A 14,976-nucleotide genomic window follows, 5' to 3' on the forward strand; every position below is an offset into this window, starting at 1 on the left:
CCGGCGCATGCCCTCCACGACGTTAGCTCCGCACCAAGGACGGGCGACCTGTGCGACGGACCAGTGAAACCTCGACTTCCGGCCAGCGGCCGGACCGGCTATGGTGCGCGGAATGCTCGACATGAAGGCACCCCCGGAGACGGATCTCCTCGCACTGCGAGAGGTCATCGAGGGTCCGCTGCACGAGATCGCACGCCGGTTCTCCCGCCTTTTGTCGGACCGGTGGCCGCACACCGCGCTCATCATCTTCACCAGGGAGTGCACTGGCCGGCCACGAAAGGTCACCGGCGCGACCGAAATGATCAACAAGGTCACGATCGACGAACTCGAGCAGCTGAAGGCCCTTGTCGAGCCCGGTCAGCCGCTCAGCACCACGGCGGCGATCGGCGGGGCCACCCGCACCGTCTGGGCCGTCCGCGACCCGGTCGGCACGCTGCTCGTCCTCGTGCCGCGCGCCTCCCGGAAGCGGCTCCCGCAACCCGCCGCCCTGTCGGCCCTCTTCGGGATCGTCGCGACCTCGATCAGCCAACAGGTCGCGCAGGCGAGCCCGGACTACCTTGCCGAGTCGCGCGCGGCCTCCAGCGAGCGGGCCCGCACCATCACCGAGATGGCGACGGCGCATGAGAGTGCGCTGGTGGCCATCCTGAACACGCTGCGCGCCACCGCACTCGACGATCACCGTGCCCGTGTGGCCGCGACCGAGTCCGCCTCCGTCGCGCTGGTCGCGTTGCGCTCCGCCCAGAAGTCCGATCTGGCCCTGTCCGAGGAACCGGCCCCGGCCGCGTTCACGAAGCTGCGCAGGGACATTCGGCACATGCTCAAGCATCACGAAGCGCGCGTCGAATTCGTGCCGCCGGCGAAGGCGGCGCGGCCGGTGCCCGGAGAAGTCGCCTACGCCGCTCGCGCGATGACACGGACCGCGGTGCTGGCCTTCACCGCGCAACCGGGTCCATCGCGCCTGCGCGTCGCTTGGATCTGTGACGGCACGTCGCTGCGGATCGACGTGCGGGAGCAGGAATCCGGGAACGTGGATGTGCGCACGCTGTCACGCCAGCTCGAAGGCCGCGCACGCACGCTCGGCGCCACGGTCGGCATCGACGTCGTGGCGGGCTGGGGGAGCCGGGCCGACATCGTCCTTCCTTTCGACCCGCCGGCCGTTCGGACAGGTGAGACCAGGCTGTCGAGTCTCAACGCACGGGAACAGGAGGTTCTACACCTTCTTGCGCAGGGCAAGCGGAACAAGGCCATCGCGGACGAACTCGGAATCACCGAGAGCACTGTCAAGTTCCACGTCACCGGAGTGCTGAGGAAACTCGAGGTCAGCTCACGGGGTGAGGCAGCAGCACTGGCCCTGAACGGGTACGAGCAAGGCTCGGCGGCCGGGGGCCGGGAGGGGCAGTGACCGTTGCCCTCCAGCCGGGCTCCCGGAGAGTCGCCGTGCGCTCTGCGGGCGGTGACGCCGTCGCTCACTTCCAAGTGGGCCGTCACCGGCATCCGTTCACGCCGTCGCCACCGCCGACAGGCGGTGGACGTCGCGGGCTGTGCCGGTCACGCCTGACAGGAAGCCCTGGGCGCGGGGGGAGGCGTTCTCAGTGAGCCAGGCGGGGTTGATGTCGCAGACCGCGATGCGCACCTCCGTGCCGGACAGGGCGAGGGGGAGGGTGTGGACGACGGTCGACGGGAAGCTGAGGACGGTGCCGCCGATGGGGCCGCGGCGGGCGATCAGCTCCAGGGGGAGTTCGGGGCGGACGATCTCGAGGCCCGTCTCGACCGCCAGCCGGTGGAGTTTCCCGGTGCTCTCGCGGCGGTGGGCGAAGTAGCGGGTCGCGCCGTGGGCCTTGGCGAGGGAGCGGACGGCCTCCAGGTAGGCGTCGGCGTCCACCACACCGGTCTCCACCAGGGACGTGCCCACCATGTCGGCGGTCCTGGTGATGCGGGGCGGGCCGAACCGGGCTCGGGTCCAGGCGAAGGCGTTGGCGCTGACGGTGACTCCGGTCGGGATGTCCGCCACCGGCATCGAGGAGAAGACCTCCACCCGGCGTCGGCCGCCCGGGGTGAGTCTGCGCCGGGCGACGGCGGACACCGGGGCGAGGAGCAGGTCCCGGGGGCCGCGGCGGCCGCCCTTGCGGTGCCAGCGCACCAGGCGCTCGCCGCGGGCGAGTTGGCCGACGAACTCCATGGTCGCCGTACCGTCGTCGACGACGACGAGGTCGCGGGCCCGGGTGATCGTCAGCAGGAGTTGCACATACCGCGAGAAGGGGTCCCCGAGGAGGACGCGGTCGGCCCGGCGGAGCGGGCCGGCCAGGCCGCCGATCGTCTGCAGGGGCGCGGCGGCTCCGCCCCGTGCCTCCTCCCAGCGGACCTCGTGGCCCTCCTCGCGGGCCAGTTCGGACATGCGGCGCAACTGGCCGCGGGTCATGGGGTCGACGGGGGACAGCACCACGAGGGTGAGCCCCACGCCGGGCGCATGCGCGTGCGCCCACTCCAGCACGTTCAGCAGCTGTACCGGGCTCTCGACGAAGGCGAGAGTGTGGGAGCCGGCGTTCCCGGCGCGGGGGCTCATCGACGTACGACCGTTCCCGTCGTCAGGGGGATGGTGGGTGGGGAGGGTCAGACGGTCAGCGGCTCGCCCGCGGCCGCGGCGATCTCCGCCTCGGCGACGACGCCGGGGACCCGGCGGAGCTTCTTCATCGGGCCCAGCTCGGACTCGTAGACCTTCTTGACGCCGTCACCGAGGGAGGCCTCGATGGTGCGGATGTCGCGGACGAGGCGGGTCAGGCCCTGCGGCTCGACGGACGCGGCCTGGTCGGAACCCCACATGGCGCGGTCCAGGGTGATGTGGCGCTCGACGAAGGTGGCGCCGAGGGCGACGGCGGCCAGGGTGGTCTGCAGGCCGGTCTCGTGGCCGGAGTAGCCGATCGGGACGTTCGGGAACTCCTGCTGGAGGGTGTTGATCGCGCGGAGGTTCAGCTCCTCGGCCTTCGCCGGGTAGGTGGACGTCGCGTGGCAGAGCAGGATGTTGTCGCTGCCCAGGACCTCGACCGCGTGGCGGATCTGCTTCGGGGTGGACATGCCGGTGGAGAGGATGACCGTACGGCCGGTGGCGCGCAGGGCGCGCAGCAGCTCGTCGTCGGTGAGGGAGGCCGAGGCGACCTTGTGGGCCGGGACGTCGAACTTCTCCAGGAAGGCGACGGCCTCGGTGTCCCACGGGGAGGCGAACCAGTCGATGTTCTTGCTCTTGCAGTAGTCGTCGATCTGGCGGTACTCGTCCTCGCCGAACTCCACGCGGTGGCGGTAGTCGATGTACGTCATCCGGCCCCAGGGCGTGTCGCGCTCGATGTCCCACTGGTCGCGCGGGGTGCAGATCTCGGGCGTGCGCTTCTGGAACTTGACGGCGTCGCAGCCGGCTTCGGCGGCGGCGTCGATCAGCTTGAACGCGTTCTCGATGTCGCCGTTGTGGTTGATGCCGATCTCGCCGGTGACGTACACGGGGCGGCCGGGCCGGCTTCGCGGGTACCGAAGCGACGGATGCGGGAGCTGGGGTTCACAGTGCTCATGACGGTGCTTCCTTACGTGGGGAGGGAATCGAGAGAGGGGCCGAGGATCCAGCTGGCGATCTCCCGGATCGCGCCGTCGCCACCGGGGACGGTGGTGACCGCGCGTGCGGCGCCGCGCACGACGTCGTGGGCGCTCGCGACCGCCACGGGCCAGCCCACGAGGGCGAAGCACGGGAGGTCATTGACGTCGTTGCCGACGTAGAGCACGCGCTCGGGCGCGATGCCCTGTTCCTCGCACCACTGCTTCAGTGCGAGGTCCTTGCGGTCGACGCCGTGCAGCACGGGGAGCTTGAGCTTGCGTGCGCGGGCGGCGACGACCGGGTTCTGTTCCGTGGACAGGATCAGCATCTTCAGGCCCGACCTGCGCAGGGCGGCGATGCCGAGTCCGTCGCCGCGGTGCACGGCGACGAACTCCTGTCCGTCGGCGTCGATCAGCACCCTGTCGTCGGTCTGGGTGCCGTCGAAGTCGAGGACGACCGCGTCGATGTCCGCGGCGGTCGGGAGGGCGCCGGCCGCGTCGAAGAGCGGGGCCAGGGCGCGGGCGCGGGCGAGGTCGTGCGGGTCGTCGATCTCCAGGACCCGCGCGGGGTCGGTGCGCACGAGTTCGGTCCGGCCGAAGAAGCGGTGCCGGTGCTCGCGGAAGCCGGCCGCGTCCATCGCGTAGGCGGCGCCGGTCTCCAGCAGGTCCTGGGGGCGGTCCTGGCGGCGGGGGCGGAAGGACTTGTCGTGGTTGACGCCGTATCCGCCCGTCGCCGAGGCGGCGCCGTCCGCCGCCGTCTCGTCCGTCGCGTCCCGCCAGACGAAGCCGTGGAAGGGGGCCACGGTCACCGCGGTGTCGGCGCCCTGCTCGGCGACCGCGGCGGCCACCCCGTCGATGTCCTCGCGGACCAGGAAGGGGCTGGTGCACTGGACGAGCAGGACGACGTCCACCGGGGCGCCGTACAGGGCCTCGTGGGCGTCCATGGCGTGCAGGACGGCGGCCTCGGAGGTGGCGAGGTCGCCCGCGATGGCGGCGGGGCGCAGCACGATCTCGGCGCCGGCCTGCCGGGCGGCGGCGGCGATGGCCCGGTCGTCGGTGGAGACGACGACGTCCGTGACGCGGCGCGCGGCCCGGCACTCGCGGACGGCGCGGGTCACCAGGGGCGCGCCGCCGACCGGCGCGAGGTTCTTCGCGGGCACGCCCTTGGAGCCGCCGCGTGCGGGGATCACGGCGAGCACCCGGCGCTCCCCCGAGCTCTCGACCGCTCCCCCGGGTTCTCGACTTCGCTCGAGCGGGGGGACCCCCACGAGCAGGGGGCATCCCCACTGGCGCCGCTTTGGCCCGCTTGCGGGTCGGTCATGGGATCAGCTCCTTGAGCAGGAAGGGAGTCGGTCACAGCTCGCCCATCCGACGGATCACCGGGGCCACCCGCTGGACGCCGTGCCGGTAGGCGCCCCGCGCCGCGCGGCGCACGATCTGCCGGACCGGTCCGGGTTCCTTGTCGGCGGCGGGGGCGCCGGGCAGCGGGGTGCCGTCCGGGCCGAGGTGGTGGCGGGCGAGCAGTCCGGGTAGGTAGCCGGGCGCGGTGACGGGCGTGTAGTACGGGGCCAGGGGCGGCAGGCCGCCGGGGCGGTCGAGCAGCTCGGCGACGCGTTCGCGGGCGGCGTCGAAGGCGGTGCCGTACGCACCTCCCCCGGAGGGGGCGCCCCCAGCCGCCACGCCCTGCCTGGACACCCACTCCTCGTCCGGCACGGGCCGGTAACCGGCGTCGAGTTGGTCCCAGGAGGCGAGGCAGCCGGAGCCGACGAAGTGGTGGTTGCCGAGCGCCTCGCGCACCCCGAGGTCGGTGAGGACGACGGTCGGGATACGCCGGTGCAGGGACTCCAGGGCGGCCGTGGAGCTGATCGTGACCAGCAGATCGGTGCGGTCCAGCACCTCGCCCATGTGCCCGTACACCAGGCGGAAGTTGGACGGCGGGTCGAGTCGCTGGGCCAGCTTCTGGTACGGCAGTTCCTCGATGTGCGTGGTGTGCTCGCCCGGCTTGGAGCGCAGCTTGAGCAGCACCTCGCGCTCGGGATGCCGTCGTGCGTGCTCGACGAGCCGGTGCAGCAGGTAGGTACGGTCCTTGCGGCTCTCCGGGACGGAGGGCTGGGCGGCGAAGACCACCGTGTAGGGGTCGTGCTCCGCGGTGTAGGCGGCCCCGCCGAGGAAGGGCAGCGCGACCTCCGTCACCGAGCCGGCGTCGGCGCCCACTCCTTCGTACACGGCGCGGAAACGGTCCGCGTCCTGGCGGGAGTTGGCGAGGACGAGGTCGGCGCCGTGGCGCAGCAGCAGGCCGTCGGCGAGCTTCTCGTAGACGACACCCACGTATCCGGTGACCACGACCGGCCGCTTCGGCCGACCGTCGGGGCTGTCCCAGACGCGCCCGAGCCCGTGCAGCATCGCCTGGACCCCGCCGCCGACCAGGGCGAGGACGAGGACGTCGTACGACTCCTCCTTCATCGCGTGCAGGAACTGGACCGCGGTCACCTCGTGGAGGGCGTCCGCCTGGACGCCGACCTCTTCGAGCTGACGGGCGGTGGGAGTCGCACGGCCCCGCAGGAGATATCCGTCCAGACGGATGTCCGAATTCTTCGGGGCGATGCGGTTCGCGGTGAGCGAGCCCCATTTCCACCGGGTGTCGGAATCCGCGAGGACGGCCACTCGCAGGGTCTTCGTTGCACTTACTGGCACGACGAAGACGCTAGGAAGCAATTTCTAGTAGCGGCCCAACCCAAATCCAACAAATGGTTAACAGCAGATCGCCGAATGGCGAATCGGCCCGTCCGGCGCCCGGAAGAATGTTCGCTTCACGGCTTCGACACGCGTCGTTCACTGCGCATCAAGGTTCAGGTAAAGGCGCATGACGGACCGCCACCTAACGTCGCTGACGTGCTCAAGCTCTCCGTCATCGTGCCGTTCTACAACGTGCGCCCCTACGTCCCCGATGCCCTGCGAAGTCTGCGCGCCAACGCGCGGGACGACTTCGAATTCATTCTCGTCGACGACTGTTCGACCGACGGCACCGCCGACCTCCTCGCGCGCGCCGAGCGCGAGCTGCCGGGCGCCGTGCTGGTCAGACACGAGCAGAACGGCGGGCTCGCGACCGCCCGCAACACCGGCGTCGACCGGGCCCGCGGCCAGTACCTGACCTTCCTGGACGGTGACGACTGGCTGGCGCCCGGCCACTACGCCCGGCTGGTCTCCGTGATCGAGAAGCTGGACTGCGACTTCGTGCGCACCGACCACGTGCAGTGCACCGCGCGGGCCCGTGCCGTGCACCGCGTCCCGCACGGCCAGCGCAACGTGCCGCTCAACCCGCGCGACGCGATCCTCCCCGCCCACCGGACCACCTCCGTCGACTACGCCTACGCCTGGGCGGGCATCTACCACCGCAGGCTCGTCGAACGGGGCCTGCTGCACTTCACCGACGGGCTGCGCACCGCCGAGGACCGGCCCTGGATCTGGAAGCTGCACCGGGAGGCGGAGTCCTTCGCGGTGACCGGTCTGCTGGGGGTCTTCTACCGGCGCGGAGTCGCCTCGTCACTCACCCAGATCGGTGACGTGCGGCAGCTCGACTTCATTCGCGCGTTCGACCAGGTGATCGAGGAGACCGCGCGGGACGCGGATGCGGCGACCCTGCTGCCGAAGGCCGTGCGCACGTACTGCGCCATCATTTCCCACCACCTGGGATCCATCGAAAGGTTCGAGCCGCCCGTGGCCCGGAAACTGAAGGCGGTGAGCACCGCCGCGCTGCGGCGCATGCCGCAGGACGTGCTCGACGACGCACTCGGCTCGATGGACGCCGCGCGCGCCACCCGGCTGCGCCGGCTGCGCCGCCGGGCCGTGCCGGCCACGGAGGTCGCCGCGTGACCACGCAGATCTTCATGGCGTCGACCCTGTACGGCACGGCTACCCTCGCCGCCGCCCTGGACTCGGGCTGCTTCGCCCCGGCCGGCCGGCGGATCCTGCTGGTCTCCAACAACGCGACGACGCCCGAGACGGCGCCCGCCGTGGACGAGATGCCCGGGTTCGAGCGGCTGCGGTCCCGGTTCGACGACGTGGTGTCGTGGAACGAGGCCGTCTTCCCCTTCCATCCCGGCGGCTGGGCGCCGCGCCTGGACGACGTGCCCGTGTGGGAGCGGTATCTGCGGCTGCTGTGGAACCTGGGCGACGACGACGTGGCGCTCGCCGTGGAGTCCCTCCAGGTCAACCCGGCGCTGGGGGTGGCACAGATCTTCACCGACGCGCCCGTCACCGTCTACGCGGACGGCCTGATGAGCTACGGCCCCACCCGCAACAAGATCGACCCGCTGGTCGGCACCCGGGTGGAGCGGCTGCTCCACCTCGACCTGGTGCCGGGGCTCGAGCCGCTGCTGCTCACCGAGTTCGGGGTGGCGCCGGAGGTGGTGGCGACCCCGGCGTTCACCAAGGTGCTGGCCGAACTGGCCGACACCGGCGACGAGCTGCCGGACGTGACGGAGCCCGCGCTGCTCCTTGGCCAGTACCTGTCCGCGCTGAACATCCTCTCCGCCGAGGAGGAGGAGCACCTGCACGTGCGGATGCTGAAGGGCGCGGTGCACCTCGGTCACAGCCGGGTGGTGTTCAAGCCGCACCCCACGGCCCCGGCGCGCTTCACCCGCACCCTGGAGGAGGAGGCCGAGCGGCTCGGCGTCGGCCTCACGGTGGTGGACACCCCGGTCCTGGCCGAGGTGCTGTACCAGCGGATGCGTCCCGCACTGGTCGTCGGCTGCTTCTCCACGGCCCTGCTGACCGCGTCCGCCCTGTACGACCTGCCGGTCGCCCGGGTCGGCACGGACACCCTGCTGGACCGGCTGACGCCCTACGAGAACAGCAACCGCGTCCCGGTCACCCTCGTCGACGCGCTGCTGCCGGCGCCGACGGACGCGGCGGCGGTCGCCGAACGGCGCGGGGCCATGGACACCGACGCGCTCGGGGACCTGGTACGGACCGTCGGGTTCACGATGCAGCCGAAGATCCTGCCGGTCCTGCGCCCCGAGGCCGAGCGGTACCTGTCGACGCGGCTGGACAGTGGTACCTGGCGGTACTTCAAGAAGAGGCGGCTCACCTCGCTGGGCCTGCCCGGCGGAGTTCCGCGGCGCCTGGCATTCCTGCGGCACAACGCGACGGCGCGCAGGGCGGTGCGGTGCGCACGGGCCGTCCGGCACGCGGTCAAGCGGTAGGACCGACGCGCGGCCGGGCGGCGAGGGACCGGCCGACCGTGCGAAGGAAAGTGTTCATCACCCGTCAGCCGGAAAGCCACCCGCGGCCCGTAGCAGTGGGGCACATTCGGCCTCCGATCCGAGAACGGTGGAACGTATGACGAACCCCCTGGCGGGATTGCTCAAGGCCCGGCAGAAGGAGGCCGCCAGGCCGGCCTGTTCGCCCGGTGCACGCGCCTGTGCGGCGAGTACCTCGCGACGCGGGGCGCCACGCCCGCTCCTGCCCGGCTGACGCAGGCGATCGGCGCCTTCGCCGTCTCCCTCGAGACCCCGTCCGCCGACCCCTTCGACGCCCTGCTCCAGGTCGGCGAGCGTGCGCTCGAGGCCGGCGGGGACGGCGCGTCGCGCCTCGCCCTGGGCGTCGCCGAGACGGCGACGCTGATCCGGCAGCGGTCCAAGGGAGCCTGGCGGCTGCGCGGCCTGGCGCTGGACGGGCTCGGTCGCGGTGACGAGGCTCTGGAGTGCTACGAGCGCCACCTCTCGCTGCAGCAGAACGGTGACGGAGCACCTGAGGTCGCCCGCAGAATCGACACCCTGCGCCGCCGGAAGGCGTGCCTGGACGCAGCCGTCGCCCTCTTCCCCGGGGCGGACTCCCCACCGCGCGGCCTACCCGGACAGCCCACCGCGACCGCGGTGCTCGAATTCGCCGCCCACGTAAGGGCGCGGGTGGCCGAGCACGGCATGGCCGACCCCGACGTACGGCGCCTGCTGGAGCTGTACAGCACGTACCGACGGCTCGTCGAGCGGACCGGAACGCCCGATCCGCTGCTCGGCGGAAGCACTCCGATCGGCGTCAGCGGTCTGCGCGGCCTGGTCGCGGGGCGGACGGTGTGCCTGGTCTCGCACGGCGGGGATGCGGCCGGGAACGGGCTGGGCGCCGAGATCGACGGCTACGACCTGGTGGTGCGCTGCGACTCGTTCCGCATCCGCGCCGAGGACACCGGCGAGCGCACCGACCTGCACGCCGTCTCGCTGCGGGGCGACGCCCCGTGGAACGGGCCCGCCTGGACCGAGTCGGCCGGCATCCGGCTGGTGTTCGGTGACCCGGCCGCGGGATGGCGCCGCGCCACGCGACAGCGGCTCGTGCCCGGGGCGCAGGAGCACGTCGGTGACGCCTCCCTGCGCCGGCCCCTGACCGACCCCGCGCTGCTGGGCGAGGACGGCTGGGAAACGGCGACCACCACCGCTTTCACCGTCCTGAGGCTGCTGGACTTCCTGGATGTCAGCCCCCGCCTGGACCTCATCGGCTTCGGCCTGCCGGGCCGGCTGCGGCCGAGGGAAGCCGAGTGGGTCATGGACCGTGCGACGCGCGTCGACGACAGCAAGATGAGGATCGCCCTGAGATGACCCACTCCTCCGCGGACGACCGGAGCACCGTCACCGGCAGACGCCGGATGGCCTTCGCCGTCCACGCCGACTCCGACCACATGTCCGGTCTCCCCACGCTGATGCGCAGCCTGGCGCTGACCAACCCGGGCGTGTGCGAGGACTTCGTGGTCCTGCACCCGGGGCTGCCCGACGCCGCGTTCGACGCACTGCGCCGCCTGCACCCGCGGGTCGCCACGCGCCGGGCGGACAGCCGCACGGACCTCTTCCGGCTGGAGGGCTACGACACCGTCATCGCCCTCAGTCCGGCCATGGTCGTCCTCGGGGACATCGGTGAGCTGCTGCGGATGCGCCACGGTGTGGGCGCCGTACCTCAGTTGCTGTGCGACGCGGAGGACGGTGCGCGGCGCGCCGTCCTGCCCGACGGTCTCCTGGTCATCCAGCGCGCCGACGTGGACGACGCCGTGTCGGCCCGGTTCGCCGAGGTCACCGGGGAGGGCGGTCCGGACGCGCTGGAGGACGTCCTGGTTCCGGTGGACGCGCGCTACGACTTCCTCACCCGGCGGCTGTACGACGACACGCCGGTGCCCCCGAACGTCGCCGTCCTCCACTTCACCGAACCGTTCGACGCGCCCGGGTACGGTCCGGCGGCCGAGGCACGGCGCCGCTTCGAGATGAGCGACGACGACTTCCGGGCCGCCTACTGTGCCCTGCCCGGTGGCAAGCACCCCGACCTCCTGGCGCACTGCGCGCCGCCCCTGCTCGAGGCGCGCCCCTCCCTCGACCTCGCCCGCACGGTGGCCGACGTCTACCGTCGGCAGGGCCGCCACGACGAGGCCGTCGACGTCCTCGCGCCCGTGGTGGCGGACCGGCTGGACGCGCCGCGGTGCCACGAGACGCTCGGCCTGTCGCTGATGGCGCTGTCGCGCTACGACGAGGCCGAGGCCCACCTGCTGCTGGCGGCGGCGTCACCCGATGTCGCCCCGCGCGCCTTCGCCCAGCTCGCCCGCCTGGCGTGGCTGTGCGGGCGGGAGGAGGACGCGCACGCGTACGCCCGTGACGGCCTGGACGCCGACCCCACCGATGCCGGGTGCCACAGCTGGTACGTCCGTACCCGCGTGCAGGGCCCGGAACCGCGGCGGCCGTCCGCCGCCGCCGCGGACCAGCTGGCGCACGTGGCGTTGTTCGCGGAGGGTCAGGAGAACGCCGGGGACAAGGTCCTGCCCGAGGCCGTGCGCATGTGCTTCGGTGCCGACACCGGACCGCGCCGCTGGTACCGGCAGCCGGTGCACCACCTGGTCGACGAGGCGGCGCTGGAGCAGCTGAACGCCCGGCGCGGGGTGATCGTGGGCGGTGGCGGGCTCTTCCTCCCGGACACCTCCCCCAACGGCAACAGCCACTGGCAGTGGAACATCCCGGACGAGATCCTGGCCCGGATCACCACTCCCCTGGCGGTGTTCGCGGTCGGCTACAACGTGTTCGACGGGCAGCTCTACCGCCGGGGCCGGTTCGCCGAGAGTCTGCGGGTACTCGTCGAGCGGTCGGCGTTCTTCGGATTGCGCAACCGCGGCTCGATCGAGCGGGTCCGCGAGCTGCTGCCTGAGGAGTTGCGCGACCGGGTGCGCTACCAGCCCTGCCCGACCACGGTGGCCCGGTACCTCGTCCCGGGTCTGCTCGACCCGGCGGAGCGGTCCGACACCGTCCTGGTCAACTGCGCGTACGACCGCGCGGGGCTGCGGTTCGGCCACGACTACGGCCACTTCCTCGCCCAGATGGCCACCGCGCTGCGGGCACTGCGGGAGAGGACCGACGTGCGGTACGCGGCCCACATGCCCGCCGACGAGAAGTTCGTGCACGACCTGCGCCGGGAGCACGGCCTCAGCCTGCCCGTGGAGCAGCTGTACGACATGTCGAACGACGGCATCCGCGGTCTCTACAACCGATCGCGGCTGGTGATCGGCATGCGCGGGCACGCGGGCATGATCCCCTTCGGCTGCGGCACCCCGATCCTCAGCCTGGTCTCCCACCCGAAGCTCGCCTACTTCCTGTCCGACATCGGCCGTGCGGAGTGGGGGCTGTCCGTGCACGACCGGGAACTCGGCGCACGGCTCTCGGAGCGTGCCGCGGCGATCCTCGACGACCACGCGGCAGCCGTGACGGACGTGCACGACGCGCAGAAGTTCCTGTGGGAAACCACCCGGTCGAACATCGACGAACTCCGGGAAATCTTCGGTCGAGCGTGAGACACCAAGAATTCACCTTTGATGTGTACGGAATTCACCTCTCCGTCTCGGGCGGCATCTTCCCTTTCGAAAAAATCAACAGGCTGTTCCCCATCTCCCTCCTTCAAGCGTGAGAGGCCCACGTGCCGAGATTGTCCGTCGTCGTCCCCATGCACAATGTGGGAGCGTTTGCCGAGAGCACGCTGCGAAGCCTCGACAACAACGCGGGCCCCGATGTCGAGTTCCTGCTCGTGGACGACTGCTCCACGGACTCGACTTCCTTGCTGATCGACCGATGGGCGGAGCAACATCCCGGCGCCAGGGTGATCCGGCACGAGAAGAACATGGGGATAGCCCAGGCGCGCAACAGTGGTATCGACGCGGCGGACGGCGAGTTCCTCACGTTCCTCGACGGTGACGACTGGTACGGGCCCGGCCACCTTGCCGAACTGGTGTGCGCCATGGACGAGCTGGGCTGCGACTTCGCCCGCACCGATCACGTCCAGGTCACCGGCACCGAGCGAGTGATCCGGCGGCCCCCGGCCCCGGCGCGCAACATCGTGATGGATCCGCGCGAGGGAATAGCGCCGGCCGACATGGAGACCATGGTCGACTACCCCTTCGTCTGGGCGGGGATCTACCGTCGGCACCTCTTCGACGACGGCGGCATGCGCTTCGCGACCGAACTCCGCACGGCTGAGGACCGGTTGTGGATCTGGCGGCTGCATCTGAAGGCCAGGACGTACGCGTCCCTCGGTGTGCACGGTGTGTTCTACCGGCGGGGCGTCGCGACCTCGCTCACCCAGATCAAGGACTCCCGTCAGCTGGACTTCATCCCGGCGTACGACACGCTGCTGCGGGAGCTGCAGAAGGACCCGGAGGCAGAGCGCTTCCTCCTCAAGGCCGTACGGACCTACTGCGCCATGATCGCCTTCCACACCGGCAAGGCGAACGAGTACGAGCCCTCGGCGGCGCAGCGGCTGCGGCAGGAGACGCGAGCCGCGCTGCACCGCATGCCCCAGCAGGCGCTCGAGGAGACCCTCGGAACCATCGACAGCACTCGGAGCAGGTTGCTCAGCCGCCTGCGCGACGGGCGGAAGGCTGCCTGATCCATGTCCCGCAAGACCCAGATCTTCCAGGTCTCGACCCTCTACGGAGCGGCCACCCTCGCCGCGGCGCTCGACGCGGGCCTGTTCGGACCGCGTGACGGGGCCCGGCGCATCCTGCTGGTCTCCAACAACGCCGCCATACCGGAGACCGCCCTGCGCCTCGACGAGATGCATGGCTACGCGCGCATAGCGGGCCGGTTCGACTCGGTGGTCAGCTGGAACGACGCGATCAGTCCCCATCACCCCAGCGCCTGGGGCCCACGGGGCAACGACACGGTGATGTGGCAGAAGGCGTTCCGTCTGCAGTGGGGCATCGGCGAACGTGACCTGATCGAGCTCGCCGTCGAGTCGATCCAGGTCAACCCGGCCCGCGCGTTGGCGGCGATCTTCTCCGAGAGCACCGTCCACGTGTACGCCGACGGCCTCATGAGCTACGGCCCGACCCGGGACAAGCTGCCGCTGACCATCGCCCGCCGCATCCGGCGGCTGCTCCACCTCGACCTGATTCCCGGTCTGAAGCCCTTGCTGCTGTCCGAGTACGGCGTCGGGCCCGAGGTCGTCCCGGACGAGGCGTTCCGCGAGGTGCTCGACGAGATCTCCCAGGACGCGGCGGAGGACCCGCGGTTGGCACCCGTCCTGAAGGAGGCGCCGACGGCCGTGCTGCTCGGCCAGTACCTGGCGGCGATCAACATCCTGAGCGCGCAGGAGGAGGAGGACCTCCATGTCCGCATGCTCACCGGGGCCGTGCGGGCCGGCCACCGGTCCGTGGTCTTCAAGCCGCATCCGACGGCACCCGCCGGCTACTCGGCGGCGCTGAGCAAGGCGGCGGCGGACGCCGGGGTCCGGCTCACCGTGCTGGACGCACCGCTGCTGGCCGAGACGCTGTACCACCACTGCCGTCCCACACTCGTCGCCGGCTGTTTCTCGACGGCGATGGTGACCGCCTCCGCCTACTACGACGTGCCCGTCGCACGGGTCGGGACCGGACTGGTGATGGGGCGTCTCAAGCCCTACCCGAACAGCAACCGCGTGCCCCTGGCCGTGATCGACCATTTGGTGCCCGACCTGGAACGCGACCAGGCCCCGGCACTCGTCGGCACGGCCCCCGAGACGTTGTCACCGCTGGTCCGGGCAATGGGTTTCTGCATGCAACCCAAGACGTACCCACAGCTGCGGGAGTCGACGGCGGACTGGCTGCGGCGCAACCTGACCGGCAGCCCCGGCTACTACTTCCCCGAACCGCGGCTGGCCGAGCTCCGCCTTCCCGGCAGCAAGCCTCGATCGCGCGCCAAGCTCCAAGTGAGCCGGGCGAAGCGTGTGGTGCGCAGGACGGTACGGCGCGGCGTCCGGAAGGGATGACGCGCTGCGGGGACCGCGGCACGTTCCCGGTCGGTGGCGGATCGGTGGAGCCGCGTTTCGCCGGCGGCCCCTTGCCACCGTGGGAGACCAGCCCCCTCACCTGCCCCGGGCCGCCAACCGAGACTCACCGGTCACAGTGGA

At 71.4% G+C, this 14,976-nt stretch carries 10 protein-coding genes and 1 pseudogene; 7 read left to right on the forward strand and 4 right to left on the reverse strand.

Annotated elements, in window-relative coordinates; translation table 11 throughout:
- The first annotated feature begins 298 nt into the window (after positions 1-298).
- Positions 299-1,402 (forward strand): response regulator transcription factor, encoded by a 1,104-nt coding sequence (locus WJ438_RS16070; RefSeq protein ID WP_406725869.1) that lies wholly within the window; start codon positions 299-301, stop codon positions 1,400-1,402.
- A 96-nt stretch (positions 1,403-1,498) separates the two neighbouring features.
- Here WJ438_RS16070 and WJ438_RS16075 read toward each other — a convergent pair whose 3' ends face one another.
- The 4 genes and pseudogenes from WJ438_RS16075 to WJ438_RS16090 form a co-directional block, all read right to left on the reverse strand.
- Entirely contained in the window at positions 1,499-2,563 is a 1,065-nt protein-coding gene (locus tag WJ438_RS16075; protein WP_406725870.1) for a hypothetical protein, read from the reverse strand.
- A gap of 47 nt (positions 2,564-2,610) precedes the next feature.
- Positions 2,611-3,548: pseudogene (locus tag WJ438_RS16080) on the reverse strand (N-acetylneuraminate synthase family protein).
- 21 nt (positions 3,549-3,569) lie between these two features.
- Complete coding sequence (locus WJ438_RS16085; protein WP_406725871.1) at positions 3,570-4,775, reverse strand: cytidylyltransferase domain-containing protein; 1,206 nt, start codon at positions 4,773-4,775, stop codon at positions 3,570-3,572.
- Between the two features lie 154 nt (positions 4,776-4,929).
- Positions 4,930-6,270, reverse strand: coding sequence for a DUF6716 putative glycosyltransferase (locus WJ438_RS16090; RefSeq protein WP_406725872.1), 1,341 nt, complete (start codon positions 6,268-6,270; stop codon positions 4,930-4,932).
- Between the two features lie 198 nt (positions 6,271-6,468).
- Here WJ438_RS16090 and WJ438_RS16095 point away from each other — a divergent pair, with 198 nt between their 5' ends.
- The 6 genes from WJ438_RS16095 (at position 6,469) to WJ438_RS16120 (ending at position 14,835) form a co-directional block, all read left to right on the forward strand.
- A complete protein-coding gene (locus tag WJ438_RS16095; protein WP_406725873.1) occupies positions 6,469-7,449 on the forward strand; it encodes a glycosyltransferase family 2 protein in 981 nt (326 codons plus the stop codon).
- Positions 7,446-8,780 carry a polysialyltransferase family glycosyltransferase gene (locus WJ438_RS16100; RefSeq protein WP_406725874.1) on the forward strand — a complete coding sequence of 445 codons (1,335 nt, stop codon included), beginning with the start codon at positions 7,446-7,448 and terminating at the stop codon, positions 8,778-8,780. Before WJ438_RS16095 ends, WJ438_RS16100 begins: the two co-directional genes overlap by 4 nt.
- A 672-nt stretch (positions 8,781-9,452) precedes the next feature.
- On the forward strand, positions 9,453-10,166 hold the full coding sequence (locus WJ438_RS16105; RefSeq protein ID WP_406725875.1) for a hypothetical protein: 714 nt from the start codon (positions 9,453-9,455) through the stop codon (positions 10,164-10,166).
- Positions 10,163-12,388 carry a polysaccharide pyruvyl transferase family protein gene (locus WJ438_RS16110; RefSeq protein ID WP_406725876.1) on the forward strand — a complete coding sequence of 742 codons (2,226 nt, stop codon included), beginning with the start codon at positions 10,163-10,165 and terminating at the stop codon, positions 12,386-12,388. The genes WJ438_RS16105 and WJ438_RS16110 overlap by 4 nt, the downstream gene beginning before the upstream one ends.
- Positions 12,389-12,510: 122 nt before the next feature.
- Entirely contained in the window at positions 12,511-13,476 is a 966-nt protein-coding gene (locus WJ438_RS16115) for a glycosyltransferase family 2 protein (RefSeq protein WP_406725877.1), read from the forward strand.
- Between the two features lie 3 nt (positions 13,477-13,479).
- The gene (locus WJ438_RS16120) at positions 13,480-14,835 is read left to right on the forward strand and encodes a polysialyltransferase family glycosyltransferase (protein WP_406725878.1); all 1,356 of its coding nucleotides are present in this window, start codon (positions 13,480-13,482) and stop codon (positions 14,833-14,835) included.
- Positions 14,836-14,976: the final 141 nt, after the last annotated feature.

Origin of the sequence: Streptomyces sp. GD-15H (assembly GCF_045291515.1) — a bacterium.
Taxonomy (GTDB): domain Bacteria; phylum Actinomycetota; class Actinomycetes; order Streptomycetales; family Streptomycetaceae; genus Streptomyces.

Bases quoted from the DNA above. Each gene is read 5' to 3' on its own strand.
- WJ438_RS16070 (WP_406725869.1), top strand. From the start codon at position 299: ATGATCAACAAGGTCACGATCGACGAACTCGAGCAGCTGAAGGCCCTT.
- WJ438_RS16075 (WP_406725870.1), bottom strand. From the start codon at position 2,563: ATGAGCCCCCGCGCCGGGAACGCCGGCTCCCACACTCTCGCCTTCGTC.
- WJ438_RS16110 (WP_406725876.1), top strand. From the start codon at position 10,163: ATGACCCACTCCTCCGCGGACGACCGGAGCACCGTCACCGGCAGACGC.
- WJ438_RS16120 (WP_406725878.1), top strand. From the start codon at position 13,480: ATGTCCCGCAAGACCCAGATCTTCCAGGTCTCGACCCTCTACGGAGCG.